Genomic DNA, 24,776 nt, shown 5'->3' with positions numbered 1-24,776 from the left:
TCTCTTGATGATTATTACGCGGCAAACTGACAGTGAAACTCGCCCTGCTCGCAGGTGACGTGCAGACGTCGGTACTGCTCGTCGCTGCGGCTGGCGGTAAGTAAGATCTGGCTCATCTGAGGCAGCAGAGTGTTGGTCAGAATAGCGTCCACCATGCGGCCGCCGGACTCCACCTCGGTACAGCGCTGAACGATTTGTTCCACCACGCTGTCGTCAAACTCAGAAATAATGCTGTGATTCTCTTCCAGACGACGCTGAATGCGCCTGAGCTGCAGGCGAACAATCTGCCCCAGCATCTCGTCGCTGAGCGGGTAATACGGCACCACCAGCAGACGGCCCAGCAGCGCGGGCGGGAAGACCTCCAGCAGCGGCTGGCGCAGCGCGCCGCTCAAGGCGTCCGGCTCCGGCACCAGCTCCGGATCGGCGCACATGGCGCTAATCAGGTCGGTGCCGACGTTAGACGTCAGAATAATGATGGTGTTACGGAAATCAATGTGGCGCCCCTCGCCGTCTTCCATCCAGCCTTTATCAAAGACCTGGAAGAAGATTTCGTGGACGTCCGGGTGCGCTTTTTCAATTTCGTCCAGCAGCACCACGCTGTACGGGCGGCGGCGCACGGCCTCGGTCAACACGCCGCCTTCACCATACCCTACGTATCCCGGAGGCGCACCTTTTAAGGTGGAGACGGTGTGTGCTTCCTGGAACTCACTCATGTTGATGGTGATAACGTTCTGCTCGCCGCCGTACAGCGACTCCGCGAGCGCCAGCGCGGTTTCGGTTTTACCGACGCCGGACGGGCCGCACAACATAAAGACGCCCACCGGTTTGTTGGGATCGTCGAGCTTCGCCCGTGAGGTTTTCACGCGGCGGGCAATCAGATCCAGACCGTGACGCTGGCCGATAACGCGCTGGTTCAGCGTGTCGGCAAGGTTGAGCACCGCGTCGATCTCGTTTTTCACCATCCGGCCCAGCGGGATCCCGGTCCAGTCAGAGACCACCGCGGCAACCACGTTTTCATCCACCGCCGCAAACAGCAGCGGTTCATCACCCTGCAAGGCGTTCAGCGCCTGCTGCTGTTCCGTCAGCTTGCCGCGCAGCTCAGCGGTATCTTCTTCGCCCGCCGCGAACAGCGCGGCGCGCAGGCGGATAATCTCCTGCACCAGACTGCGCTCTTCTTCCCAGCGCCGGGACAGGGCTTCGCGTTTTGTCTCATACGCGTCGCGTTCGGCGCGTAACGTTGCTACGCGCTCAGCGTCTCCGGCACCGACGCGCGCCTCGCGTTCTGCGATCTCAATTTCCACGTCCAGCGCGGCAAGATGGCGCAGGCAGTCTTCCAGCTGCGCCGGCGGCGCGCTCTGGCTGACCGCGACGCGGGCGCAGGCGGTGTCGAGCAGTGCAACGGCTTTGTCCGGCAGCTGACGCGCCGGAATGTAGCGATGCGACAGCTTCACCGCCGCGCTGACCGCTTCGTCGAGCAGCAGAACCTGGTGGTGCGTCTCCAGCGGCGACACGGTGCTGCGCAGCATCAGAATGGCTTTCGCTTCGTCCGGCTCGTGAACCTGCACCGTCTGGAAACGACGGGTCAGCGCCGGGTCTTTCTCGATGTACTTTTTGTATTCCGCCCAGGTGGTGGCGCCGATGGTGCGCAGCTGACCGCGCGCCAGCGCGGGCTTCAGCAGGTTTGCCGCATCGCCGGTCCCCTGCTGGCCGCCTGCGCCAATCAGGGTGTGGATCTCATCGATAAACAGAATAATCGGCGTGGCGCTGGACTGGACTTCATTAATGAGCGCCTGCAACCGGGCCTCGAACTCGCCTTTCATGCCTGCGCCAGCCTGCAGCATGCCGATATCCAGCAGCCACAGCTGAATGTTCTGCAGCGGCTCCGGCACGTCGCCGTCGGCGATACGCAGCGCCAGACCTTCCACCACCGCTGTTTTGCCGACCCCGGCTTCCCCGGTCAGCAGCGGGTTGTTCTGGCGACGACGCATCAGGATATCGACCATCTGGCGGATCTCCTCGTCGCGCCCGACAACCGGGTCAATCTTCCCGTCGCGGGCGCGGGCGGTCAGATCCTGGCCGTACTGGGCCAGCGTCCCCTGCGCAGCCGGTACCGCACCCGCCGGCGCATCGACGGCGGCAGCGGCCTGCTGCGTCTCTTTGCTGTTGGCGCAAATAGCGTCGAACTGCTCAATCAGCACCTCAACGTTAAGGCGGGTGAACTGCGACGAGATGCTTTTCAGCACGTTGGCCAGATTCCAGGTTTTCAGCATGCCGATCAGCAAATGGCCGCCGCGAATGCGGCTGACGCCAAACTTCAGCGAGCCGAAGACCCAGGCGCGCTCCACGGCGCTGTCGATATGCTCGGAGAGATCGGAAACGGAACTCGCCCCGCGCGGAAGGACATCCATCGCCGCAACGATATCGCGCGTCAGCTGCTGTTCATCAAGAGCAAAGTGGCGGATGACCTGCTGCAGATCGCCATCCTGCTGCTGCATCAGCTGATGCAGCCAGTGCACCAGCTCAACATAGGGGTTGCCGCGCAGCTTGCAGAACGCAGTGGCGCTTTCCAGAGAGGTAAATAACAGCGTATCCAGTTTGCCGAAAAGCACGGCACGGCTTATTTCTGACATGTTCGGTTCCATTGATAACAATGCGTTAGAAAAATTATCGCTCTGCGCAATACACCAGATCGCCACGCGGGACAGGCCGCGGCTGAAGGCCCAGCCAGGTGTTGTAGCCTAATCGCCCGGCACCGCCGAGCGTGGTGCCCTGCACCGCGTCTTCACGCAGGATCACCCGTGTTTCCCATTCAAACTCCACCCCGGCGTACTGACGCACCCAGTCACGCAGCTCGGTGACCCACGCTTCCCCCGGCAGAAAACGGTTGTACTCCTCCGCGCTCAGCGGGCCAATGTCGATGCGAAACTTATGCTGCACGTCGCGGACGGCGACGCCGAGAAAGGCGGACTCACCCATGCGCGGCATGCGGCGCCCTGCTCCCAGCTGCGCCTGCTCGCGCGTGGAAAGCGGCATCCACTGCGGCACATTGCTGACCAGTTTGACCGGCGCTTTAAAATAACTGCGCAGGATCTTCTCCAGCCCCTCCGGATCTCGTCCGTGACGGGTCAGGTGCCCGGCGTGGGTAAAGCGGGCATGAGAACTCAGGCTGCCTTTGTTCATCTGACCCGGCTGCCCCATGCCAATCAGCGACGCCAGGTAGCCTTCAATGCGCCTGTTATCGGCGCGATCCAGCGAGACGGTGGGCTGCGCATCCGCCCAGGCGCGGTAAAACAGCAGCGCAAGGCGGTGATGGAACAGATCGGCAAACGCGCTGAGGCTGGTGTCCTGATGATGATAAATACGCTCGCGGGCGTATTCGGTCATGTGGACCGGCAGCGGGCCGTTCGGGCCAAACAGGCCGAAGCTGAGGATAGACACCTCATGCAGCCCGCTTTCCTCCCGCTGACGTACCTGAGCCAGCGTCGACGGGGCAAAACTCATCGACGGCTGCTGGCCGATGCGCAGCGGTTCAAATTTTGGCAGCGGCGCGCGGCCCAGCGGGTAGCGCTCGCCGCCCTGGGCATCAATGCGCCTTAACAGCTGAAACAGATCGTAGCGCCAGGGCGTCTCGCGGACCCCGTGCCAGAACGCATCCGGCAGCTTCGTCAGGCGATGCACGCGCAGCGGTGCAGCGGTGTCACTCATATCAGCGCCCTTTTACCCATGCGCGGCTCCCAGTAGCCAATCTCGCCGCGCTGCTGACTTTTCAGGGTGAACTCCGTAAAGCTGTTGATCGACACCAGACGGGCAAAGAGACGCTCCATCACGCTGCCGAAGAGCCACGGACTGGCGCCGGAAAAGGCTCGCTCATCCACCGTCAGGGTAATACCGATCCCGCGGGCGAAAACGACCGGGCCGGGTTCAGGCACGCGGCGGTGAACCGGTTCCAGCACGCAGTGACGAACGCCTTCCACCTGACGCGCCACGGGCGTTTCTGCCAGGTTGGCGTACAGCCCTAACAGCTGTCGCAGCGCGGCTGCGCCCTCTTCGTTTTCGCTGTCCATCAGGCTGAGGTAGTTCATCTGCAGCTGGCTGATGAGCCGCCAGGTGCTGAACCCTTCGGCCAGCGCCGGACGCGGCGGCGTCGGGCCTTTACGCAGCGTGAGGGATTTCACCGGCATGGAATCGGCCATAATGAACTGCCCGAGCTCCTGCTGCAGCATCAGCGGCAGATCGCGGCTGGTGCAGAGCACCTCGGCAGAGATATAGCGCAGGTTTTCCTGCCAGGGGGCGTGCTGTTCATCCACCAGCGAGACAAAGACCTCCGAGCCGATATAGCCGGTACGGGTGCCGTAGCGCAGGGCATGCTCGGACAGCACGCGCTGTTCGCGGCGCAGGGAAAAATAGGCCCCGTAGTTGCCCGCATCGCCGCTCCAGGTGCTCCAGAACGGACGAAACGTCTGGTCATCACGCTGGCCGTCCGCGCTGCCATAGATTTTTTTGACCGCGTAAATTTCATAATCCAGCGGACGAATGTTATCGACCACCAGATGGTATTCATGCTGGCCTTCATTCAGCTTCTGACGCGCCGCGACCTTTGGGAACAGGTTGATGACCGGCGTGCAGTGCAGCGCCAGGTGGCTGGCATCGACCACGCGCTCCAGCTGTTCATCCGACTTATCCAACAGAATAAAGATATCGAAGGCTTTTTCGTCTTCACAGCGCTGGATAAGCGTGCTCAGGCCGCTGAGGCTAATGAAGCGGAAACGGGCCGGAAAGGCGAAATACTCCTGCAGCAGGCGATAGCCGTCAAAGTTGCGCAGATCGTCCGGAAGCAGCGCCTGGTCAAGCTCAAAACCCTCCTGGCGCAGCGCATCCGACGCCAGCAGCTGTCGCTGCGGCTGCGGGCCGACCGTCTGACAGACGATCCCAACGTGGTGCTCCATCACCAGCTCCAGCAGCTTCAGCGCTTCAATGTCCGGACCGCCGAGGAAAAATTCCAGACGGTCGAAATCCAGGTGCCCGAAGTTTTGCGGGCCGTCGCAGGCGATGCGGATCCGCAGAGCGCTGCCGATCCCCCGCTGGCTCAGCCCCAGCTGCGCGAGCGGCAGATCGGCGGGCACGCCGCCCAGCTCGACCTTGTCGATTTTCAGCGGCAGCAGGTTGACCTCGTGCGCCGTGGTATAGCTGCAGGTCACGCCGGTTTTTTTCAGCGCCAGGCTGTCCATCATGGTACCGCGCGGCACAATGAAGCCCTTGCTCAGGTCACCCCTGCTGCTGTCGGGCTCAATCTCCGCGATCGCCATCGACGGCGTGGGCGCAAGATAGTTCGGCGCAATCATCTCCAGCAGACGCTGAGAGAAGCGCGGAAACTCCGCGTCCATTTTCATCTGCACGCGGGAGGTCAGGAAGGCGAAGCCCTCCATCAGACGTTCGGTATACGGGTCCGCCACCTCGATGCCGCGCATGCCCAGCCGCCCGGCGACTTTAGGATAGCGTTCGGCAAACTCGGCCCCCATTTCGCGCAGGTAGGCTAGCTCACGGTTGTAGTATTCGAGCAGTTTACTTTCCATGATTACCCCGCATCTTTCAGTTCAAAATGGCCGTTTTCCAGATCGACATCGGTACGAAACAGAAACTCCAGCGGGTAAGGCACACACCATAAACGCCCTTTGATCTCGATGGAGAGCACGTTGTGCAGATCCAGCGAGGAGGTATCCGACACGCAGCGGACCTGCAGCCCCTGCGGCAAAATGCGCGGTTCAAAATTGATGATGGCCTCGGTGAGCTTGCGCTGAATGTCGTGCCATTCGATGTCCGACATTCTTTTCCCGGCCAGCGGCGCGACGCCGAAGTTAACCACCGAGCGGCTCACGTGCGGTAACGAGCTCAAATCACCGGAGGCATCGTGGTTGATGGTATTAAACAGCCACTGCAGATCCCGCAGAACATTGCGGCGCAGGGCGGCGTGGGTAATCAGATTGCTATTGGCCGACTCGCGCTTTTTTTCCGGGTCGTTATCGGTGAGGCGATCGAGCAGCGAGGGCTGCATTTTGTCGCGCGCCCCCACCTTCTCCTGCTTGCTGCGGGCTTGCCAGCCGCTGCGTAGCAGATCGCCTTCGCCAGCGGGATTACTCATCGGCTCCATCCGTCGCAAACGTCACGAGGCTGAGCGACAGCAGCGGGCTTTCGCTTTGCTCGCTCAGCCAGGCCTTCTGGCCCTGGCCTTCATACAACGTGCCGTCAGTATCGAGCGGGTGCCAGTCGGTGGTGCGCCCCAGTTTGACCGCATCAGAGGCGTCGTCTGCAAACGGGTAACGCGCTGGGATCTGACACACCTGCTCCGTCCCGTCCGTCAGGCGCACCAGGGCGTGACGCCAGACCAGATCGGTCACGCTGGCGGGTGCCTGGAAACGGATCTCCGCGATAGCGCTAAACGGCAGCCAGAAATAGCGGCCGTTCACGATGGTTTCGCAGACCGGGCCGAGACGGGCGTCGCCGTCCATCAGCCAGTCAAAAGCCTGCGTCTCCTCATTTTCGAGGGCGATATGACCAGGGTTTGCCTGAGCCTGTTCAAGCGCTTCAAGACGCAACGCCCGGGCGCGCTCGCCCTCCTCGCTCAGCGCCGCGGCAAGGGTAGTCAGCCACGGCCACTGGGTTTCAGGCATGGCCGGACGCGCCTGTCCCGCCATCACCTGCGCGCGCTGCAGCTCGCCCTGGATGGACTGCTCCAGCAGCGTGACGGTGGGTTTCGCCTGCGGCTTCAGCGCCAGCCAGCTTTTCAGCTGGGTCAGGGCGCGCGTCCAGTTGCCGCTGAGGGTTAAAAACTGCACGAACGCGGCGCGGAGGTCGGCATCCGCCGGACGGGCTTTGATTTCAGCTTCAAGGCGCGCGAGGGCGTCGTTGAGCGACTCACCCGCCAGGTGTTGATAGAGCGTATTCATAGCCATTCCTTAATTCGCCGCGCGCCATGCGCCGACGGCCGGATCGCGCAGCTGAGGACGCAGGGTGTCAATCAGAACGATATTCAGCGGAGTGCCGGGTGCCACCCAGGCGCTCCAGGTTTTTTTCACCGCCGCGATACGCGCCTGCAGCTTTGCATCATCGCTGGCGGTTTCACGGGAAATCTCCACCGCGACCGTGCCGTTGCTCTTCCAGCTGTTCAGGGCATTGTCGTAAGGCAGGATCATCCAGCTCTGGTCGCTGTTTGGGGTGCTGAATACCATGCGCTCTTTGTTGACGGAGGTGATCAGCGCGTTTTCAGGGTCGGCGCTTTGATTCAGTCCGGTCACCGGGAAGCCATGGATGTAGGTCACCGCCATCTCTTTCTGTCCGCCGTTGCGGGACTGCGACACAACGGTGTGTCCGCTCAGCCAGCTGCCGTTACCGCAGCGGGTGGTGTCAGAATCCGGAATAAAGAGCGCCGGAGCGGAAGCGCCACCTTCCCAGAAGGTGCGCAGGTGGCAGCCGTCCTGCAGGGTGAATTCCTGCCACGGCGTGCGGTCGGCCGCGACAGTGCGGGATGCAGCGTTCTGGTCTGGCGGCAGTAACGCGCCGCTGGCTGGGGTTGCGGTGACGGTCGCAGCAGGTGCGGCCTGCTCCTGTTTCACCACCAGCGCCCAGTCCTGCGCTTTGCCAGCCGTGCCCTGCGCCAGCGTAGTACCCGCCGGATCGTTGAGCGTCCAGCTAAGCTTATTCACTTTACTGCACTGGTGTTCCAGCAGTGAGCCAAGACGCGGCACAAAGTTCTCCAGCACGGAGACGTCTTTCTTGCCGTTTGCCACAATGCGCAGCGCCACCTCAGGCTTACACCAGCTCTGCGGCGTGTTGTCTTTGATGTTGTCGATCCAGATATCCAGCTTCTGCGCAGGAGACTGCACGATGCGGAAATTTTCAGCCTGAGCGGTGGAGGTCGCCGCCAGAAGTGCCAAACCCGATAGCCAAAGTTTCATATCGTTCCTTGTGTGTCTAATCAGTTCCGCAGGGAAGAAATTGTGCTGCGTCAGAGAGGGTGTGCAGCAAAGTGGTGTCCTGAGGGTTGCCCATCCATACCGCCAGGGCAGTATAGTTATCCTGAGCATTCCCCTCTTGTTCGCCATTCTTTTGAATGATTTGGTTCATTAAGGTCAGCCACTCCTGCGGCGTATTGACCATATGCAGCGACTGCTTCATTTGCTCTTCGCTGACGCCGTGCCAGAACCCGTCGGTGCACAGTAAAAAGGCATCGCCGTCCTCAACCTGCACCACATCGCTGTAGCTCGCTTCCGGCCCGCCGTTTTCAATCCCCAGCGCCAGATAGAGCAGGTTGCTGTTCAGGTTGTCGGTCTGGTGCCCGGCATCTTTCATCTGCTGCACCAGGCTGTGGTCGGTAGTCACATGCCACAGCCATCCCCGGCGAAACAGGTACAGGCGGCTGTCTCCGGCGTGCGCCCAGTAGGCCAGCCCGTAATCACGGTCAATGAACAGGCTGACCAGCGTCGTGCCCATCCGGCGATAGTCCTGCACGGCCTGCTGTTCGCTGAGAATGGTGCGATTCGCCGTCTGCACGTAGTCGCGGATGTGCTGCGCATTAAGATGTTTGTCGCCATCGAAGCGGGAGATAATGCTATTGCGGGCCAGCGCTGCGGCCACCTCGCCGCCCGGCAGCCCCGCGATGCCGTCGCAGACGACAAAGCAGGCTGAACGTTCCCCTATGGTTTCTCCCGTCTGATCCTGGTTGCTGGCGCGCGTCCCCTGGCGGGAGAGAGAAGCCGTTGCGATATTCATTTGTCTTCCGATCCGCTCTGTGAGTCTTTGTACTGATTGACCTCCATGTCATACGCATGAAGGAAGGCCTCGCCGAACAGGGTGTGGAAGTCATCCTCAATCTCGCCCGCCGTCTCGCCATAGCTGCGAACAAAGTAGTCCCACAGGGCCGCTTTGCGGCTGCCCGGCAGCGCCAGACGAGAGGTCATCCCGTTCTGCTTCGCCTGCTCTTCCAGCTGTTCCGGGTTAAAGGACTGCAGCATCGCGGCGATAATGGCGCGGATGCCGGAGATCATGCCCAGCTGGTGCGCCTGCAGATCGATCAGCGCGTCGCGCACCGATTTTGTCGGCGGCATAAAGCCCGGCATTGGGGTGCCAAACATCTGGATCAGGACAGTTTTGCCGGTCGGCAACAGCTTGAACGGATTGTTGGCATCGTCCAGCACCATGGTCATGTCGGCTTTTACGCCGCGCTTGAGGATGGAGCGCGAGGAGAGCAGCGCCACGGTCCCCTGAGAGAACATGCCGAGGATCTGCCCCAGCTGACGCATATTTTCACGGTCAAACTGCGGGACGGGCTGCATTTCGCTCAGCCCCATCCCCTCCAGCAGTGCCTCCAGCAGCTCACCCTGCAGCACTTCGCCCTTCTCACCGCTGTTTGCCGTGGCGGCTGGCGAGGCGGCGTTATTGACCGGGTCGATGCGCAGGCGGCCCTTCGGGGCCTGCGCGCTGCTGCGCGCAACGGCCTGCGGCGTAGGCATGGTGAAGCCTGCGTAATCCGGTCGCGCGGGTTCTTCTTCAGCACGCGGTTCTTCCTGCGGCTCAGGGGCGAATAGCGGGGAATCGGCCAGCACGTCCTCTTCCTGTTCAGGTTCAGGTTCCGGCACTGGCGCAGGCTTCTCGGCAATAATGTCATCCGGATGGGTTAGTGGCGCGCCGCCCATCAGCCCGAGCGGGTCGTCATTACGCGCGGCTGGTGCGCTGGCCTTACCGCCAAACAGGGCCAGCGGATCGAGCTCATCCGTCGCCTCTTCTTCTGGCTTCACGGGGCTCGTCTCGCCCGGCGGCACCAGCGTTGACGGGGTGAGGTCGTCAAAAATACTCTCTTTTTTGAACAACGCCTCGTCACTGAACAGCGTGTCCGGATCGACATGCTTACGCTCGAGCTTTGGATCGCTGTCGTTGAACATCGCCAGCGGATCTTCGGCGTTACGCTCCGGGGCCGCAGGCTGGGAGAACGGATCGTGCGATGTAGCAGGCTGCGTTTTTGTACGGTTGCTGGAGATGCTGTCGGAGATGGAGAACTCCTGCATCAGGCTATCCCAGATCTCCGTTGGCACGGCGGTCGGCTCGGCTTTCCCGCGCGGTGCGGCACTTGCCGGTTTCGGTTGAGGAGCTGGCGCGGTCGCGGGTGCGGCTGTCGGACGCGCCTGCTGATGCATGCTGGCCGCCATACGGCTCACGGGCTGGGTATCGTGGATCAGTTCGGTCACTTCGATACGGTAGTCATCAATACCGAGAATGTCGCCATCCTGCAGTTCAACCTGACGCCCTCGCTCCAGCGGAATGTCATTTAATACCACGCGGGTGACGCTGCCACGGTTGGTCACGCGGCATTCGCCCTGGGCGTCCACGTGAACAATGGCCTGCAGTCGAGAGATGGTGCGGTCATTATCCGGCAATACCAGATTGTTATCCGTACCGCGCCCAATGGTGCCGCCCGGGGCGTAAAAATCACAGCTGCTTTGCGGCGGCTGATGACCGGGTTTCGTAGAAATAATCGTGAATCGCATGGCGTATTCCTGCTGGTATGATTAGCGCTCAAACGCTGCCGCTCTCGGGGTTGAAAACGGCGGCGTTTGGGTGATAACACATTCTATTCGGTCTGAGAGATCGTAAATTGGCCCGACGCATTCTCTTCCAGAGTGAATCGCGCGGCATAACGAACAAAATCGTTTTTAGCCGACACTGTCTGTGCCACATCATATTCGCCGGTTTGCCATGCGATACCACGCCACTGCTTGCACTGCTGAGTATTTAACGTCACTACAGGGCTATATGTTGACGGCGGCGATATCGTTTTCCATTTATTTCCCACTCGTTTCATAATGGTGGGTGAATGGCTGGTGACCGGCGCTTCTAACCCGGAATGAGCAGGGATAGCAAAGCAGGGTTCATTATTTTTCAGCATAACCGAAAGCGACTGATATTGTTCTGGATGAGACAAACAGGCGCTGACCATTAACGTGACTGCAAACACACCGAATAACTTTTGCATAATCATGCCCGCCAATCCTGAGGGCTCTTGAGGTTGATAATGACCGGGGAAAACTCCCCGGCCACATGCGCAATTACGCTTCTTTGTTTTCTTTGATGTTCCAGCCAGCGCTGCTTTCAGCACCTTTACCACCCGACGTGGTCTGCTCCCAGTACTGCTGTTTCACTTTCGCAGCCTGGAATGCATAGGTCACACCAACGGTATCGCCGTTATCTGCACCGGTGTACTGAACAGAAGTTACCAGCACATCTTCCAGCGTGATGCGGGAGTATTCCACCTGCTGGCCACCGGCTTTACAGACGGACAGCTCAACTTTGGTCAGGTGTTTACCGCTGGCGCAGTGTTTCAGGATAGCGGTGGTGGATTTGTCGATCAGCGCATTAACGTGCAGGTCGTTAAAGTTAACTTTACCGGCACCGCCGCCACCGCCAACGCTCATATTACCTGGCTGGGAAGCGCCCCAGGAGAAGGAGGTAATATCAGTCCAGCCGGTGTGGTTAGAATCTTTCGATTCGCCCGTAACACCCTCGACCTTCAGAAACATATCAATAGCCATAATATCTACTCTTCGTGGATGAACAATATTGCTTTCGAAAAAGCACTTATATGGCAAACAGGAAAGCATGGGGCTGAATAAAACCGTCCATATTTTACCTCTGCCTCATATCAAATGACCCGTGTCATTTGACAGTCTTACATTCTCCCGGAATAAATGGAAAGAATGTGAAGTCTTTTACTACTCTGGGTTATCCTGGATCCAGCTACGGTCAGGATCGCCAACTATTACCTGAGGAACCAGTTTATTCAGTTCGTCGCTATGATAAAGACGCAGACAATTTAACGTGACACCTTTTACGTCGGGCTTTCGCTCAGCATGAAACCCGTTAATGTGATCTTTATATTTTCCAATGAGCGCATCCATTTTCTCAGTGCCATTTTCAGCATCAAAAGGTATCCACTCAATGAATGCACTCGCAGTGCGAGCGGCGTCAGCAGAAAACTGGCTGCCTTTATCTGCCACCTGCGCAAGGCAGCGCGCAAGGGCAAAATCTTTAACTACCTGCCGGTATGTTTGCTGCTGATAAAAATCAACGTATGGGTTATCGCCGCGAGCAGAAAAACATAAGCAAGCGAGCAAAAGAAATGCTGTCTTTAGCTGCCTGGATGAAACTATTTTAATTCCCAAAACCAGATTTCCTGACAGTACGGAAAGCAATCGGAGTTACATATAAACGAATTATTACTCAGAGGCTCGATAAGGTCGATATGACCACCGCCATACCCATCAATTTTATTGAAGAAAACAACGCCTTTTCGGCCCAACATCGATCGCGCACCCGCCTCGCGATCGGTAAAGATTTCTGCCTTGCCAAACACATGGGATTTATAAAGTTGATCCGCAAGTAATTTTGCGCCGGGTTCGATTGTTTTTCCTTTATAGGGGCCCGACTTTATGGGTAAACGCCCTGTGAATTCAACATTACATTTTAACAATGCCAGACTCATTCTTACCGCACAGGTATTTTCGTATGCCGGTTGCTGCTTGATAATCGTTGAATAATCATAGCCAATTTCTGAGAAGACCTGTTCACCCGAGGCAAAACCCGCGCGGGTATGATTTGAAGAGTAATGCTGACGTTTTAGTTGTTCGTATAATGGTCTCATTTGTCACTCTCCTTTTTGCACGGGCGTAATTCTTTCATTCCGTCAATGATGATTTTTGAAGCGCGTTCCTCGCCTTGCTGTTTCGATAAGTTCGCAAAACGAGAATAGAGAAACTCATGTAGCGTATTTGGCAAAAAAGGCCTGCCCTTGCACCATGCAGTGCCCTCAGACGCGTCGACTACGCCGAGAAGATACATATTTGCCTTGATGCGTTCACGTTCATTCGTTTTCGACAGCCAGGCTTTAGCGAAACGATCTGCACTCAAATTTAAATCGTATCCCGTTAACAACGTCGGATCGCGTTGGAAGTTTGATGTGTCATCTTGAGGCAATGCTTCCGCTTGAGGGTATTTATAATTTCCAGCGTCCGCGCTTGCCAGAGTAGAAACTGCCAGCAAACTGGTTGCGATCAAAAGTATATATTTCACTGTATATCCTTATTCACTGACAGAAATAAGTTAAGCTCGTACGCACAAATGGCCGGCCCCTGCGGGCCGGCAATTATCATCACGCGTCTTTCGTCTTCAGCGACGGCAGTTTAGAAACCAGACGCAGGGAAACGGTCAGACCTTCCAGCTGGTAGTGCGGACGCAGGAAGAACTTCGCGGCGTAGTAGCCTGGGTTGTCCTCAATCTCCTGCACCTGCACTTCCGCAGCTGCCAGCGGTTTACGGGACTTGGTCTCCTGGGAGGAGTTCGCCGGGTCACCGTCGACGTAGTTCATGACCCAGTCGTTCAGCCAGCGTTCCATCTCTTCGCGCTCGCGGAAGGAGCCGATTTTGTCGCGCACGATGCACTTCAGGTAGTGGGCAAAACGGCAGCAGGCGAACAGGTACGGCAGGCGTGATGCCAGGCGCGCGTTAGCGGTCGCATCCGGGTCATGGTACTCCGCCGGTTTCTGCAGGGACTGCGCGCCGATGAAGGCGGCAAAGTCGGAGTTTTTGCGGTGAACCAGCGGCATAAAGCCATTTTTCGCCAGCTCGGCTTCACGACGATCGCTGATGGCGATCTCGGTCGGGCACTTCATGTCCACACCGCCGTCATCGCTCGGGAAGGTGTGGCACGGCAGGTTTTCCACCGCCCCGCCGGACTCCACGCCGCGAATCGAGGTGCACCAGCCGTACTCTTTGAAAGAGCGGTTGATGTTGGCTGCCATCGCGTACGCGGCGTTCGCCCACGAGTAGCTGTTGTGGTTCGCGCCGTCGGTCTGCTCTTCAAAGTCAAAGCTGTCGACCGGGTTGGTGCGAATGCCATACGGCAGGCGCGACAGGAAGCGCGGCATCACCAGACCCAGATAGCGGGCATCTTCGGATTCACGCAGCGAACGCCAGGCTGCGTATTCGGTGTTCTGGAAGATCTTGGTCAGGTCGCGCGGGTTAGCCAGCTCCTGCCAGGACTCCATCTGCATCACGCCCGGTGCGGTACCGGTAATGAACGGACAGTGCGCCGCAGAGCCGATGCGCGCCATTTCACCCAGCAGCTCAACGTCCTGCGGGCTGTGGTCGAAGTAGTAGTCGCCCACGATGCAGCCAAACGGCTCGCCGCCAAACTGACCGTATTCCTGCTCGTAGATTTTCTTGAAGATCGGGCTCTGGTCCCAGCCCACGCCCTTGAAGCGCTTCAGGGTACGGCCCAGCTCCTGCTTGGAGATGCTCATAAAGCGGATCTTCAGCATCTCGTCAGTTTCAGTGTTGTTCACCAGGTAGCTCAGACCGCGCCAGGCGCTCTCCAGCTTCTGAAACTCTTCGTGGTGAATGATCTGATTCACCTGCTGCGACAGCTGCTCGTCGATACCGGCAATCAGGTTCTGAATGGTGCGGTAGGTATCGTTCGAGAAGGTGACGGTATTTTCCAGCGCCTGCTGCGCCAGGGTTTTGACCGCGCTTTCGACGGCGGAGCGGGCCTGATCGGTTTTCGGGCGGAACTCTTTGTTCAGCAGCGCGCTGAATTCATCCTGGCTGAACGCCTGACCCGCCTGCTGCTCATGTTGTTGAGTCTGGTTGCTCATCGATTATTCCTCGCTACCTTTCGCGCTTTCGTCATTTTTCGGCAACTGGCTCAGGGATTTGAGCAGCGTCGGATCCTGCAGAATTTTAGCGATCAGCTCTTCCGCACCGTTTTTGCCGTCCATATAAGTCAGCAGGTTAGAGAGCTGGGTACGCGCTTCCAGCAGCTTGTTCAGCGGCTCAACCTTGCGGGCCACCGCATCCGGCAGGAAGTCGTCCATGCTGTCGAAGGTCAGATCCACGTTGAGCTTACCTTCGCCGGTCAGGGTGTTATCCACCTGGAACGCTACGCGCGGCTTCAGCGCCTTCATGCGTTCGTCAAAGTTGTCGATATCGATTTCGAGGAATTTACGCTCGTCTACGGCCGGCAGGTTTTCCACCGGTTTGCCGACCAGATCGGCCATGACGCCCATCACAAACGGCAGCTGAATTTTACGTTCTGCACCGTAGATCTCTACGTCGTACTCGATCTGCACGCGGGGAGCACGGTTACGTGCGATGAATTTCTGCCCACTGTTACTCATTGCCATGATGTTCTCCATCAAAGATGCGCGGTGAAGGTGAAACGGCAGGCTCCATGCCTGTCGTCATAATGCCTGGACGCGCTATTCGCGGCGCCCAAAGATGTTTTCCAGTTGGTTAACGCCGTCTGGCGCCAGGTCGCGAATAATGTCCATAAAGTTAAGTTCTGACAGCCGCTGCACCCGTTCAATCATCAGCGGTGCGGGGTGGCTCGGTTCGTACTGCGCAAAATACTGCTTCGCTTTTTCCAGCATCAGCTGCGCGTCGGCGCGGCTGGTGACCTGCACGCTTCGCCAGTCGGTGACCAGCTGAGCGGGCTGCGTTGCCGCCGATTGCTGCTCGGCCTGTGGTTCTGCCTGCACCTCACGGTTCGGCAGCAGCTTGCTGATGTCGGTCACCTGACACGCGCTGGCTACCAGTCCGACGGTTTTCAGCAGTTGCTCCATCTCGGGCACGCCGCTTTCACCGAGATGCCCGGTGAGCAGCTCGCGAATCGCCAGCAGCCGTTCGTTAATGACGATAACCGCTGCGGTTCCCGGCTGGTCGCCGCGGGCCAGCTCGTCAATCAGCCGTGGACGGCCGCCGGGATAGTCCGGACATTCCGTCTTACTGCCGTCCAGCAGGGCCTGGGCATCCCGGAGCGAAATTTCATCGCCGTTTGAACGCAGAAGCGAGGCGTTTCGCACGGCGACGGTGAGGTCGGATTTATCGCTGAGCCCCGCCAGGGCGTTAATGCGATAGAACGGATCGGTTTCGCCATACTCTTCCAGCAGCGGATAGAGCGGTTCCCAGTAACGGGCGATCGCCTCCTGCACCAGCAATAATCCGTCCGCGTAGCCCGCCAGCCCGCGGCGGCGCGTCCAGGCATGGGTTAACGCCAGCAGGACGCGAAGATCTTTGGTGCGGGTCAGCAGGCTAGTGGCGTATTTTTCTACCGTGTTCCAGTCTGCGGGCTCTGCCGGGATAATGGTGTCGCCAAACTGCTGTTCCGCTTTCCCAAGACTTGCCTGATTCATGATCTGGAAGTCGGCGTCGTACTCCAGGTTTTCGCCGCAGGGTTTGTCGGGGCTTATTGGCGCGAGAAATTCTTCGATATTCATAAGATCCCTGCTTATTCAAACATGGGCGGATAGAGACCGTGACGCCCCGGACGGGCGCCCCCTGCCGGGTCGAACAGCAGGGTGAAAAGCTGCCCGGTAAAGTTACCGCTGTGCACGTGGGTGTATAGCGGGTAACCGTCGCAGCGGTTGGTCCACCAGTAGCTGGTCTGACGTAGCGGATCAAAACACTCCGCCGCCTGAGGCCAGCCCAGCGTGCTCTGGCCGTCCTCGTCATAGCCAATCACATCCAGGATGTCGGAGCGCTTTTGCGGCTCGACCGGCTGCGGCACCGGAATGGTCATCAGCATCTCATCCAGCTGCGAGGCGGAAAAACTGTTGCGCACCGCGTGCAGCCCCAGGCGCCCAATCTGCTGGTACCAGCTTTCGGCCTGGCTGAGCAGGCTGGTCGACCACTCTGACGGAGCGAAGCTCAGCTGAAGGCAAACCGGGTACTGTCGGCCAACGCTGTCGCGGCCGGGCAGCAGACAGCCCATCTGGATCATCTGGCTGCCCAGCATGGGCGGTACCACATAATTCCAGACTGGCGCTTTCTGGAACTGGCGCTCGCCGCTGCGCTGCTCTTCCTGCTGCCAGGCCAGCAGACCGACCTGAAACCAGTGTGACCACTGGCGCTGTAAAGTGTCAGGAAAGCGACGCTGCAAAAAATCTCCGGCGCTGGGTAATTTGCCATACCAGCTGTAGCGGTTCATCGCAGGGGTATTCGTCATACGGCTGTCCTTGCGGTTATGGGCATGAGAAACGGGGAAGCTGGAACGGGTTGCGAATGCTGTTTGGCGCAAACTCCAGCGTGACCTGATGTCCGTCGACGTTGAAGGTGGCCTGACGGCTCAGGCTACCCGCGCCCGGGCTGGTGCTCGCTTTATCGAAGAAGCGGTTGAGCGCCCAGGCGCCGTTGGTGACCAGCGTCGCCGTGCTGCCGTTCGCCAGCCCCAGCTGCATGCGTACCTGGTTGGTGCCGCCCGGCCCCGGCCAGTTCATGATCTGCACGGCCTGCGGACCGTGGCTGTAGCGCAGCAGCTGGCCGTCAACGTCCAGGGTCAGGTTCAGAATGGTGTTATCCATTCGCACGGTGCGAACCGTCACCTTGAAGGACGGCGTCGTTGCGCCATTAGCAAAGAAGGCGTCGCGAATCGACTGGGCCTGCTGGAACGGTCTCAGCAGCCCTTCACTTCCCGGCAGCGTTTTCCCGTCGATGCCCGGCATAAAGCGCCAGTTAGCCTGCGTGGTGTCTACCTTATTGGTCAGATTGTCGCGGAAGAAGGCGTCCATGAGCCCGGTTCCCGGCGCAAACATGCGCGCGAGATCGTCAGGGGTGACCTCGGTGCTGGCGCTGCGTACCAGCGGGTAGCGACCGGCAATCGCCTGACGGCAGAAACCGCCCACTTCAACGTTAATCCGCTTACGCACGTTTTCCAGATCACGACGCTGGGTATCGCTGCTGGCGCCCACCGCCATGTTGCTGAACATGGTTTGCAGCCCGCCCGGCAGACGACCGGCGCTGGCCTGCAGACGGCTGATCGCCTCGCCGCCCGGTGCCGGCATCCCGCTGTTGGCCGCGTCCTGGACGGCGGTCAGGTAACGATAGAGTTCATCCACCTGCTTGAGAAAATCATCAAATACGATGGTCTTCCCCCCCTTCTCCAGCGGCTGCGCCAGCTCAATCATCGGCGCATAGTGGTCGGTGACCAGCTGTTCCGGCGCCTGGGTGACCACGGCGGCCTGGGTCGGCGCTGCGTCATTGTTGCTGAACAGGGCTTCCAGCGTACGGGTGGCTCGGTTGCTTTGATCCTGCGCTTTGCCTGCATCTTCTGGCGCTGGCGCATTGCGTGACAGCGTCAGGACCTGGCTCAGGTTCTGCACCAGACGGCGCAGCGGCGAACTGCCGCCGGAGAGCAGGCGCGCGGTATTGATGCGCTGGGAAAGGTCGGCGCTGTTATTGAGCTGAATGTCGGCGAGGAAGCGATCCCAGTTGGCGATAAAGTCGCGCATGTAGAGCTGGCGCACGGCGTTATCGATCTGCTGTTTATCCTCCTGCGCTGTGGCGGCCCCCAGCACCCAGGCGTCGTCCTCGTGCAGGGCGGTGGTCACGCTGTCAATCTGGCCGTTAAAGCTTTTCCAGTAGCCGTCCGGCGTATAGAGACCCGGTACGCCTTCGCTCACCGGCTTGCCGCTTTTGCGGGAAAATACCAGCTCGCTCTGCGGTCCGCCGAGGTCGGAAAGGGAGACCGGCTTCAGGTTGTCATCATGTTCCAGCAGGCGCTTGAGACGACCGTAGACGCGGGTTGAAAGCGGCTGCTGGTTGATCATCGCTCTTTCGCGGGCAACCAGAGATTCATCCTGCGCGTACGGCGAGGCCTGAATTTTCGGTTCCAGCAGCTGCGTCAGGTGCCATTCAAGCTGCTGCAGCTGCGCCTTCGTGACGTTCTGCGGCAGATTCCGCTGCAGATTGAGCATCACCCACGAATGCAGGAATTTGCCGTCATAGTGCTTCGGCTGATACAGCATCTGATAGGCTTTCAGCGCTTCATAGCTGTATTCCACATCGCTGCCGTTGTCGTTGCGAAGCCAGGTAGTGATGTGCATGGCAACGGCAGGGAGCAGCATCTGATCCAGCGCTTTCTGGTACAGAGACTGCGCGGCATCGCTGACGTCATCCCCGCGATAGAGCCCCATACGGCGGGATACGGGCGGATCGTTCACATCAAACGCGTCGCTTTTCGGCAGGTCGACCAGCCCGTTCAGCAGCGGCAGCAGATCGAACAGATCGCGCTGCGGCTGGTTCTGTAGCGCTTTGCTCTGCTGGTCGAGCAGCGGAACCTTCGCATCCACCTCTGCCAGATAGGTTTTGTTCCTGGCATAGCTGGTGAGCCACAGACCGCCGAGGATAACCAGCAGGGCCAGCAGCGCCGCGTAACCGGACCAGATCACCGCCCGGTTGCGCAGCTCCCACCAGCGGTTTTCACCTGCGATCCCGGCTTCCTGGAAGATGACGTTTTGCAGTAGGTTCTTAATGAAGAAACTCTGGCCTTTAGCACCCGGGATAGGCGCTTCTTTGCTGACCGAATCCCAGTTATCCGCCTCGCCCCCTTCCGGCAGCGACAGGGCGCGGTTCAGTTCGCCCATCACCCGGTCGAACGGCATGCCTTCCTGCGTCCCGCTGGCGAAGTAGATCCCGCGCGGAGAGAACTCGGTTTCGAAGTTGGAGCGGGCAAAGACCGTGCTCAGGTAGTCTGCCAGCAGCGGACGTAGCGCGGCGAACTCCTGCGGGAAGAGATACGCTTCTGCGCGGGTTTTCGCGTCATGCTCTTTCAGCATGGTTTCCGGCAGCCCGGCATCAAGGCGCTGCTGTAGCAGAGAAAACTCCTGCTGGAAGTTGCCCATCAGGTCGTAATCAGCGTGCTTGGTTTGCTCCCACGGCAGCGTAAAGCCCCAGATCTGGTCGCGCTGCGCTTTATCGTAGTCGGCAAACCACGCGCGGAAGCCTTTAAGCAGGTCGGCCTTGGTCACCATCACGTACACCGGGAAGCGGATACCCAGCTGTTCATGCAGCTCGGACAGACGCTGACGCAGGTTCACCGCCTGCTGGCGGGACGCCTCGGCGGACTGGGTGAGCAGGTCAGAAATGCTGATGGTGATGATGACGCCGTTGATCGGCTGGCGGCGGCGATACTTACGCAGTAACTCCATGAACTCCAGCCATTCGCCGGCGTCCTGCACCTGCTCGCTCTCCTGGGTGGTATAGCGGCCCGCCGTGTCCAGCAGCACCGCCTCATTGGTGAACCACCAGTCGCAGTTGCGCGTGCCGCCAATGCCCCGCAGCGCGGTCTTACCGAAACGATCGGCCAGCGGGAACTGCAGCCCGGAATTGACCAGCGCCGTGGTTTTACCGGAGCCCGGCGCGCCGATAATGACGTACCACGGCAGCTGATAGAGATATTGCGTGCTGAAGCGCTGCGTCCACTGGGCGCCCTGGCCCGCTTTGCTGAAGTGCGCTTTTTTCAGCATCTGCGCGGCTTCATCAAAACGGCTGGCGAGGATCTGCTCCTCGCTGTTCAGTCGCTTCTGCGGATCCGCCGCTTCCGGACTGGCGGTATTCTCCTTGAGCTTGTCCATCAGCTTGCGGTTCAACCAGGCGTTGTACAGGCGCGGCAGAATGTGACCCTGCGCCCAGAGCAGATAGACCACGGCAATGCTGATAATACGGTTCTGTTCAGACTCAAGCGGTCGAGTGTCCACGATGGACAACAGGGGACCAATCATCCAGATCACCGCCGCCAGCGCCGTGACGCCGAGGAAGCTCCACAGAATGCGGTTGGTCATAATGGAAAGAAGTGTAGTCAGCATTCCTTAGTTTCCTTGCGGCAATCCGTTCAGCTCAGCCTGAGTGTTTTCAGGCGACACCAGCAGAGTAATTTCCACACGGCGGTTACGGGCGCGATTTTCAGGCGTCGTGTTCGGCGCCACCGGGTTAATCTCGCCCCGCCCTTCCGCTTTCACGCGGCCAGGCTGAGAGAGGCTTCCCTGCAGCATTTTCTGTACCGAGCGGGCGCGTTCCAGAGAGAGTTCATAGTTAGAGGCAAAGCGCGCGCTGCGGATCGGCACGTTGTCGCTGTAGCCCACCACCAGAATTTTGCCGCTGACGTTATTCATCGCCTGCGCAATGCGGTGGATGACCGGCTCATAGCGGTCACGCACGACGGTAGAGGCAGAAGCAAACAGCCCGTCACCCTTCAGGATAACGACGCTGCGATCCGCTTCATCTTTCACCACGACCAGGCCAGCCTCGATTTCAGGTTTCAGGAAGCCGCGCAGGTTCAGCACAGCCGGAAGCTGACGCGCCGGTTGCTGAATAGTGGTTTCCGGCAGCTGGGACTGATAAATCTTCGCCAGCACCGGGTTGGTGTTATCGCCAAGACGCCAGTTAAGCACGATATAAAACAGACAGGCGATAAACCCGGCCAGCGCCACGCAGGCCCACAGGGGAACCATCGGCCGCCAGAGCTTGCGCAGCACCGGACGATCTTCCGGATGGGGTGAAAGCGGCGGCGGATAGCTGCCACGCACGCCGCGGATCATTTGCCACAGACGCTGCTTGATGGTTTCAAGCTGGGTGCGGCCGTTATCCAGCACCCGATAGCGTCCTTCGAAGCCCAGCAGCAGGCAGTAGTTGATCATCTCCAGCAGCAGAATGTGCTCGCGCGGGTTTTGCGACAGGCGCGCCAGCAGCTGGAAGAACTTCTCGCCGCCCCAGGTTTCGTTATGGAACGTCACCAGCAGACCGTTGCTTGACCAGACGCCGCTGCTGCCCCAGGGGGTGAGCGCGGCGGCCTCATCGAGCGCCGTGCACAGGCAGTAACGTGCCCCGACGATCACTTCGTAGGGCAGCCCCGCCTGCTGGCAGCGGACTTCGAAACGGCGAATCTCATCAATCAGGCGCTGGCGTAACGCCACCTGATCGTCATGGGAGATCGAGTGACGGATCTGCGGAATCGCATTGAGCAGTGGATTGGCGGCCGCCACCAGCTGATTGTTGCTACTGGCTCCGGTAAAGGCGGCATCACTGCCGGTGTCCTGTCGTTCCTGCATATTAAGCGCTCGCTTTATTATTCTGTCGGGCTACGGATGGCCCAAAACTCCATATCCAGCCCCGGGAATTCCCCTGCAAGATGCAGGGCGAATGCACCGGACTTATCCATCTCGTGCCACAGCTCGCTGCCCTTCTCCAGTTCAAAGTAGCTATAGCCGGCATGCCACGGGATCTGCGGCGGCGCGACCGGCATGGCGCGCAGCATAATGCCCGGCAGCTGAAGCTGAACCAGATCGCGGATTTTCGAGACCGGCGCGACCTTCATCTGCGCCGGGAAATGGGTTTGCAGGTGTTCGCCTGGCACGTTAGCTTTAACCGCCAGCACGAAGCCGAACTCACGCACCATGCTGGTTTCAGGCACCGTGGCAATGTTCAGGCCGTGAGAGCGTTCGTTAAGCGGCAGCTGAATCGCGTGGTCTTCCATCACCAGCGACAGCCCCTGACGCAGCATCAGCATCAGCTTGCTGAAGCAGTTTGCCAGATCGTCATGATCGTAAATCGGCAGCACGCTTTCAGCGGTACGCTGGGACGTCCAGGTGGCAAGCTCGGTCGCAAACGGCAGCCAGCTGCGCCAGAGCGTTTCCGGATGCAGCAGCGGGAGGGTTTTTAAATGAGAAACCTCGCCCAGATGACGGTTAACCAGCGACAGCAGCGTGAACTCAATCAGCTCGGAGGTATTAAAGCGGCCGGGCTGGCGCAAACGACCGCCAATTTGCTGGCTACGCTGCACCAGCAGACCGTGCAGATCGTTGATCATGCTGTAGATCTGCGGGCTGTTGTTGGCGTTGAGCATCGGCGGGATGTAGCTGCTGTCGAGCCGCACGTGGTTGTCGTTACGCTTCTCGGTCACAAACGCCACGCCGATGGCGGTCCACTCTGCCGTGAGGTCTTTTTCCAGCATCAGGGTCAGACGCAGGCGACCAAACTGGACGGTGGCATCCCCCACCGACATGGCGTTATCGTCTTCCACCTCTTGCTCGAAAGCGATGAAGCGCGCCAGCGAGGCCGGTTCTTCGCTAAAAATCACCTCTTCTCTCTCGCCACGACGTACCGGCAGCGCAAGCACCACCTTTTCGTTAGTGAGATTGTCAGGAATTTTCAGGGGTGCAGGGCCGTTGCGCCCGTTACGTACCTGGAAAAAGGTGCCGTCCGGCAGCAAACCGCTGCAGTAGCTCAGGGCAATGCATCCCTGACGAAGCATCGCTTCATCCAGTTCAACGTCGAGAAAGCCCCAGAGATACGACCGCTGTAGTGCGCCCCATTCACGAACATGGTTGAGCAGATAGCTTTCAGTCCGCTGAAAATGGTGTGGACGCAGGAACATGCCTTCGGTCCAGACGACCTTTTCTGCTTTCGTCATGATGATGTGTTTCCTGTTTTGAAGCGCGTTACTGGCTGATGACACGAATACCGTTCACGTCGAGAAAAACGTTGGCCTGAAGTTCATCTGCGGACCATTTCCAGAACTGGTAGATATGATTTTCGCCAGGCACAGGCAGAGGGAGTGAAACGCGCCATTTTTTGCCATCCAGCACCTGATACTCCGCCATCACGCCGATGTAGCGGGCCTCCGGAGAGCTTTGCCCGCTGAGGGTTTTGGACAGCTGTCCCGGCATCAGGAAGAACACGTCGCTGTTCAGCAGATTCGCGCCAAGCGTGGCCGACGCGTTGTTCTGCAGGGAGTAGAAGTCGCTGGACATGAAATCCGCATCGGATTTCAGCAACAGCACCCGGACCTTAAGCGGCGCAGATTCATTGATTTGTGGATGAGCCTGAAACTGCAGATTGTAGCGGGAGGGGTCGCTGTGTGAAGACGACGTACAACCACTGACCAGGGCGAAAATCGCCGCGTAAAAGAATAACCACAGCTTATGAAAATTTTTATTATTCATAAAAATGCGCTCATGAAAGCCGTTTAGTTCAGGATCCAGGTGCCGTTAGCGCTGTCTTTGCAGGCTTTGCTGTTGCCATCGACATCGACACAGGTCGCTTTTTTACGCGCCTTTGGACGAATCGCCTGTTTACGCACGGCGGCGTCGTACTGGTCGGCCTTGATCACAGCGCGCATCGGGACGTAACCAATCAGCTGATCGTTGCCTTCGTCGGCAAGCGCCATCCAGTAGTGTTCAACCTGCCCCAGCACCACGTACGTTTTTCCGGTCTCGAGATTACGGATAACTTTGCCGCCGAAGTCAGGTCGGCTCATCAGGGAAGCCGGATACATGGCACGATACGGCTCGTTGACCGGCGTGAACTCCGTCGGCGGCGTCACAGCGTGACGGTGGGTTAAGGTAACGCCGTTGACCTGACTGGTCTCGATCGTATCGTCGTTGATCACAGGTTTTTGCGGCGCTTTACAGCCCGCCACCGCCATTACAAACAGAAGTGAAAACAGTACGCGCATTTTCATATGCTTTTCCGTAGCGATATTTCGATGATGGAGATAAGGGGATGAAGTTTGACTTAAGTGCTATTGTTAAAATAGCCAGGATATTTTCGGGGCGTTACTATGTTAAGGGCATAGCTACCGCACGAGCCCTTCAGAATAAGGCCCAGCATCTTCCTGACATATTTTGACAAACGGTAAGCAAGTTTACATGAGCTTCGCATCAATTCAATATTTACCGCCGCGTAACTGTTGGTAAATGAAGCAGTCGGAAAATTATAGGATTAATCTTAAGAAAAAACTCGATATGACTTACACTCTCTTATTTCCCCACCAAAGAACACAGCAACAACATGTTTTATAAGCAAAAAACACAAAAGAGAACCACTTTCATTAACGCAATACTACTATTACCGCCACTACCATAATTAGTAGAATTCGTGTGTTGGTGATGTCAGAAGAATATA

At 58.6% G+C, this 24,776-nt stretch carries 22 protein-coding genes; all 22 read right to left on the bottom strand.

The genetic code is table 11. The annotated features are described in order from the left end of the window. Positions 1-14 precede the first annotated feature (14 nt). Entirely contained in the window at positions 15-2,630 is a 2,616-nt protein-coding gene (gene tssH / locus P349_RS16450) for a type VI secretion system ATPase TssH (protein ID WP_032647672.1), read from the bottom strand. 34 nt (positions 2,631-2,664) lie between these two features. Beyond that, positions 2,665-3,705: a type VI secretion system baseplate subunit TssG gene (tssG, locus tag P349_RS16455; protein ID WP_032647674.1), complete on the bottom strand. Its 1,041-nt coding sequence runs from the start codon at positions 3,703-3,705 to the stop codon at positions 2,665-2,667. Beyond that, positions 3,702-5,573 carry a type VI secretion system baseplate subunit TssF gene (gene tssF / locus P349_RS16460; protein ID WP_032647676.1) on the bottom strand — a complete coding sequence of 624 codons (1,872 nt, stop codon included), beginning with the start codon at positions 5,571-5,573 and terminating at the stop codon, positions 3,702-3,704. The genes tssG and tssF overlap by 4 nt, the downstream gene beginning before the upstream one ends. Before the next feature lie 2 nt (positions 5,574-5,575). After that, positions 5,576-6,139 carry a type VI secretion system baseplate subunit TssE gene (tssE, locus tag P349_RS16465; RefSeq protein ID WP_032647678.1) on the bottom strand — a complete coding sequence of 188 codons (564 nt, stop codon included), beginning with the start codon at positions 6,137-6,139 and terminating at the stop codon, positions 5,576-5,578. Further along, positions 6,132-6,944 (bottom strand): type VI secretion system accessory protein TagJ, encoded by an 813-nt coding sequence (locus P349_RS16470; protein ID WP_024909841.1) that lies wholly within the window; start codon positions 6,942-6,944, stop codon positions 6,132-6,134. The genes tssE and P349_RS16470 overlap by 8 nt, the downstream gene beginning before the upstream one ends. 9 nt (positions 6,945-6,953) lie before the next feature. Further along, positions 6,954-7,952: a hypothetical protein gene (locus P349_RS16475; protein ID WP_032647680.1), complete on the bottom strand. Its 999-nt coding sequence runs from the start codon at positions 7,950-7,952 to the stop codon at positions 6,954-6,956. Between the two features lie 16 nt (positions 7,953-7,968). After that, positions 7,969-8,766 (bottom strand): PP2C family protein-serine/threonine phosphatase, encoded by a 798-nt coding sequence (locus P349_RS16480; RefSeq protein ID WP_008502637.1) that lies wholly within the window; start codon positions 8,764-8,766, stop codon positions 7,969-7,971. Beyond that, positions 8,763-10,538 (bottom strand): type VI secretion system-associated FHA domain protein TagH, encoded by a 1,776-nt coding sequence (gene tagH / locus P349_RS16485; protein ID WP_032647682.1) that lies wholly within the window; start codon positions 10,536-10,538, stop codon positions 8,763-8,765. The genes P349_RS16480 and tagH overlap by 4 nt, the downstream gene beginning before the upstream one ends. An 83-nt stretch (positions 10,539-10,621) precedes the next feature. Further along, the gene (locus tag P349_RS16490; protein WP_032647684.1) at positions 10,622-11,029 is read right to left on the bottom strand and encodes a putative T6SS immunity periplasmic lipoprotein; all 408 of its coding nucleotides are present in this window, start codon (positions 11,027-11,029) and stop codon (positions 10,622-10,624) included. Between the two features lie 67 nt (positions 11,030-11,096). Beyond that, on the bottom strand, positions 11,097-11,579 hold the full coding sequence (locus P349_RS16495; protein ID WP_008502640.1) for an Hcp family type VI secretion system effector: 483 nt from the start codon (positions 11,577-11,579) through the stop codon (positions 11,097-11,099). 180 nt (positions 11,580-11,759) lie between these two features. Continuing rightward, positions 11,760-12,209 carry a T6SS amidase immunity protein Tai4 family protein gene (locus P349_RS0124260; RefSeq protein ID WP_081758192.1) on the bottom strand — a complete coding sequence of 150 codons (450 nt, stop codon included), beginning with the start codon at positions 12,207-12,209 and terminating at the stop codon, positions 11,760-11,762. Then, positions 12,194-12,688: a T6SS effector amidase Tae4 family protein gene (locus tag P349_RS16500; protein WP_021240383.1), complete on the bottom strand. Its 495-nt coding sequence runs from the start codon at positions 12,686-12,688 to the stop codon at positions 12,194-12,196. The genes P349_RS0124260 and P349_RS16500 overlap by 16 nt, the downstream gene beginning before the upstream one ends. Continuing rightward, positions 12,685-13,116, bottom strand: coding sequence for a Rap1a/Tai family immunity protein (locus P349_RS25285; protein WP_032647686.1), 432 nt, complete (start codon positions 13,114-13,116; stop codon positions 12,685-12,687). Before P349_RS25285 ends, P349_RS16500 begins: the two co-directional genes overlap by 4 nt. A 79-nt stretch (positions 13,117-13,195) precedes the next feature. After that, a complete protein-coding gene (tssC, locus tag P349_RS16505; RefSeq protein WP_014884232.1) occupies positions 13,196-14,695 on the bottom strand; it encodes a type VI secretion system contractile sheath large subunit in 1,500 nt (499 codons plus the stop codon). 3 nt (positions 14,696-14,698) lie between these two features. Continuing rightward, positions 14,699-15,223 carry a type VI secretion system contractile sheath small subunit gene (tssB, locus tag P349_RS16510; RefSeq protein WP_008502644.1) on the bottom strand — a complete coding sequence of 175 codons (525 nt, stop codon included), beginning with the start codon at positions 15,221-15,223 and terminating at the stop codon, positions 14,699-14,701. A 75-nt stretch (positions 15,224-15,298) separates the two neighbouring features. Next, the gene (tssA, locus tag P349_RS16515; protein ID WP_032647687.1) at positions 15,299-16,315 is read right to left on the bottom strand and encodes a type VI secretion system protein TssA; all 1,017 of its coding nucleotides are present in this window, start codon (positions 16,313-16,315) and stop codon (positions 15,299-15,301) included. Between the two features lie 11 nt (positions 16,316-16,326). Then, positions 16,327-17,043: a type VI secretion system-associated protein TagF gene (tagF, locus tag P349_RS16520; protein WP_032647689.1), complete on the bottom strand. Its 717-nt coding sequence runs from the start codon at positions 17,041-17,043 to the stop codon at positions 16,327-16,329. Positions 17,044-17,059: 16 nt separating this feature from the next. Further along, on the bottom strand, positions 17,060-20,680 hold the full coding sequence (gene tssM / locus P349_RS16525) for a type VI secretion system membrane subunit TssM (protein ID WP_032647691.1): 3,621 nt from the start codon (positions 20,678-20,680) through the stop codon (positions 17,060-17,062). 3 nt (positions 20,681-20,683) lie between these two features. Next, positions 20,684-21,922 carry a DotU family type VI secretion system protein gene (locus tag P349_RS16530; protein ID WP_032647692.1) on the bottom strand — a complete coding sequence of 413 codons (1,239 nt, stop codon included), beginning with the start codon at positions 21,920-21,922 and terminating at the stop codon, positions 20,684-20,686. A gap of 17 nt (positions 21,923-21,939) precedes the next feature. Continuing rightward, a complete protein-coding gene (gene tssK, locus P349_RS16535; protein ID WP_032647694.1) occupies positions 21,940-23,283 on the bottom strand; it encodes a type VI secretion system baseplate subunit TssK in 1,344 nt (447 codons plus the stop codon). Between the two features lie 28 nt (positions 23,284-23,311). Continuing rightward, complete coding sequence (gene tssJ / locus P349_RS16540) at positions 23,312-23,815, bottom strand: type VI secretion system lipoprotein TssJ (RefSeq protein WP_024909828.1); 504 nt, start codon at positions 23,813-23,815, stop codon at positions 23,312-23,314. Positions 23,816-23,838: 23 nt separating this feature from the next. Continuing rightward, positions 23,839-24,333, bottom strand: coding sequence for a hypothetical protein (locus tag P349_RS16545; RefSeq protein ID WP_032647696.1), 495 nt, complete (start codon positions 24,331-24,333; stop codon positions 23,839-23,841). Positions 24,334-24,776 lie beyond the last annotated feature (443 nt).

Origin of the sequence: Enterobacter sp. DC4, assembly GCF_000568095.1 — a bacterium.
Lineage (GTDB): Bacteria > Pseudomonadota > Gammaproteobacteria > Enterobacterales > Enterobacteriaceae > Enterobacter > Enterobacter pseudoroggenkampii.
The sequence above is the reverse complement of the archived record's forward strand: the minus strand, read 5'-3'. Positions and strand labels throughout refer to the sequence as shown.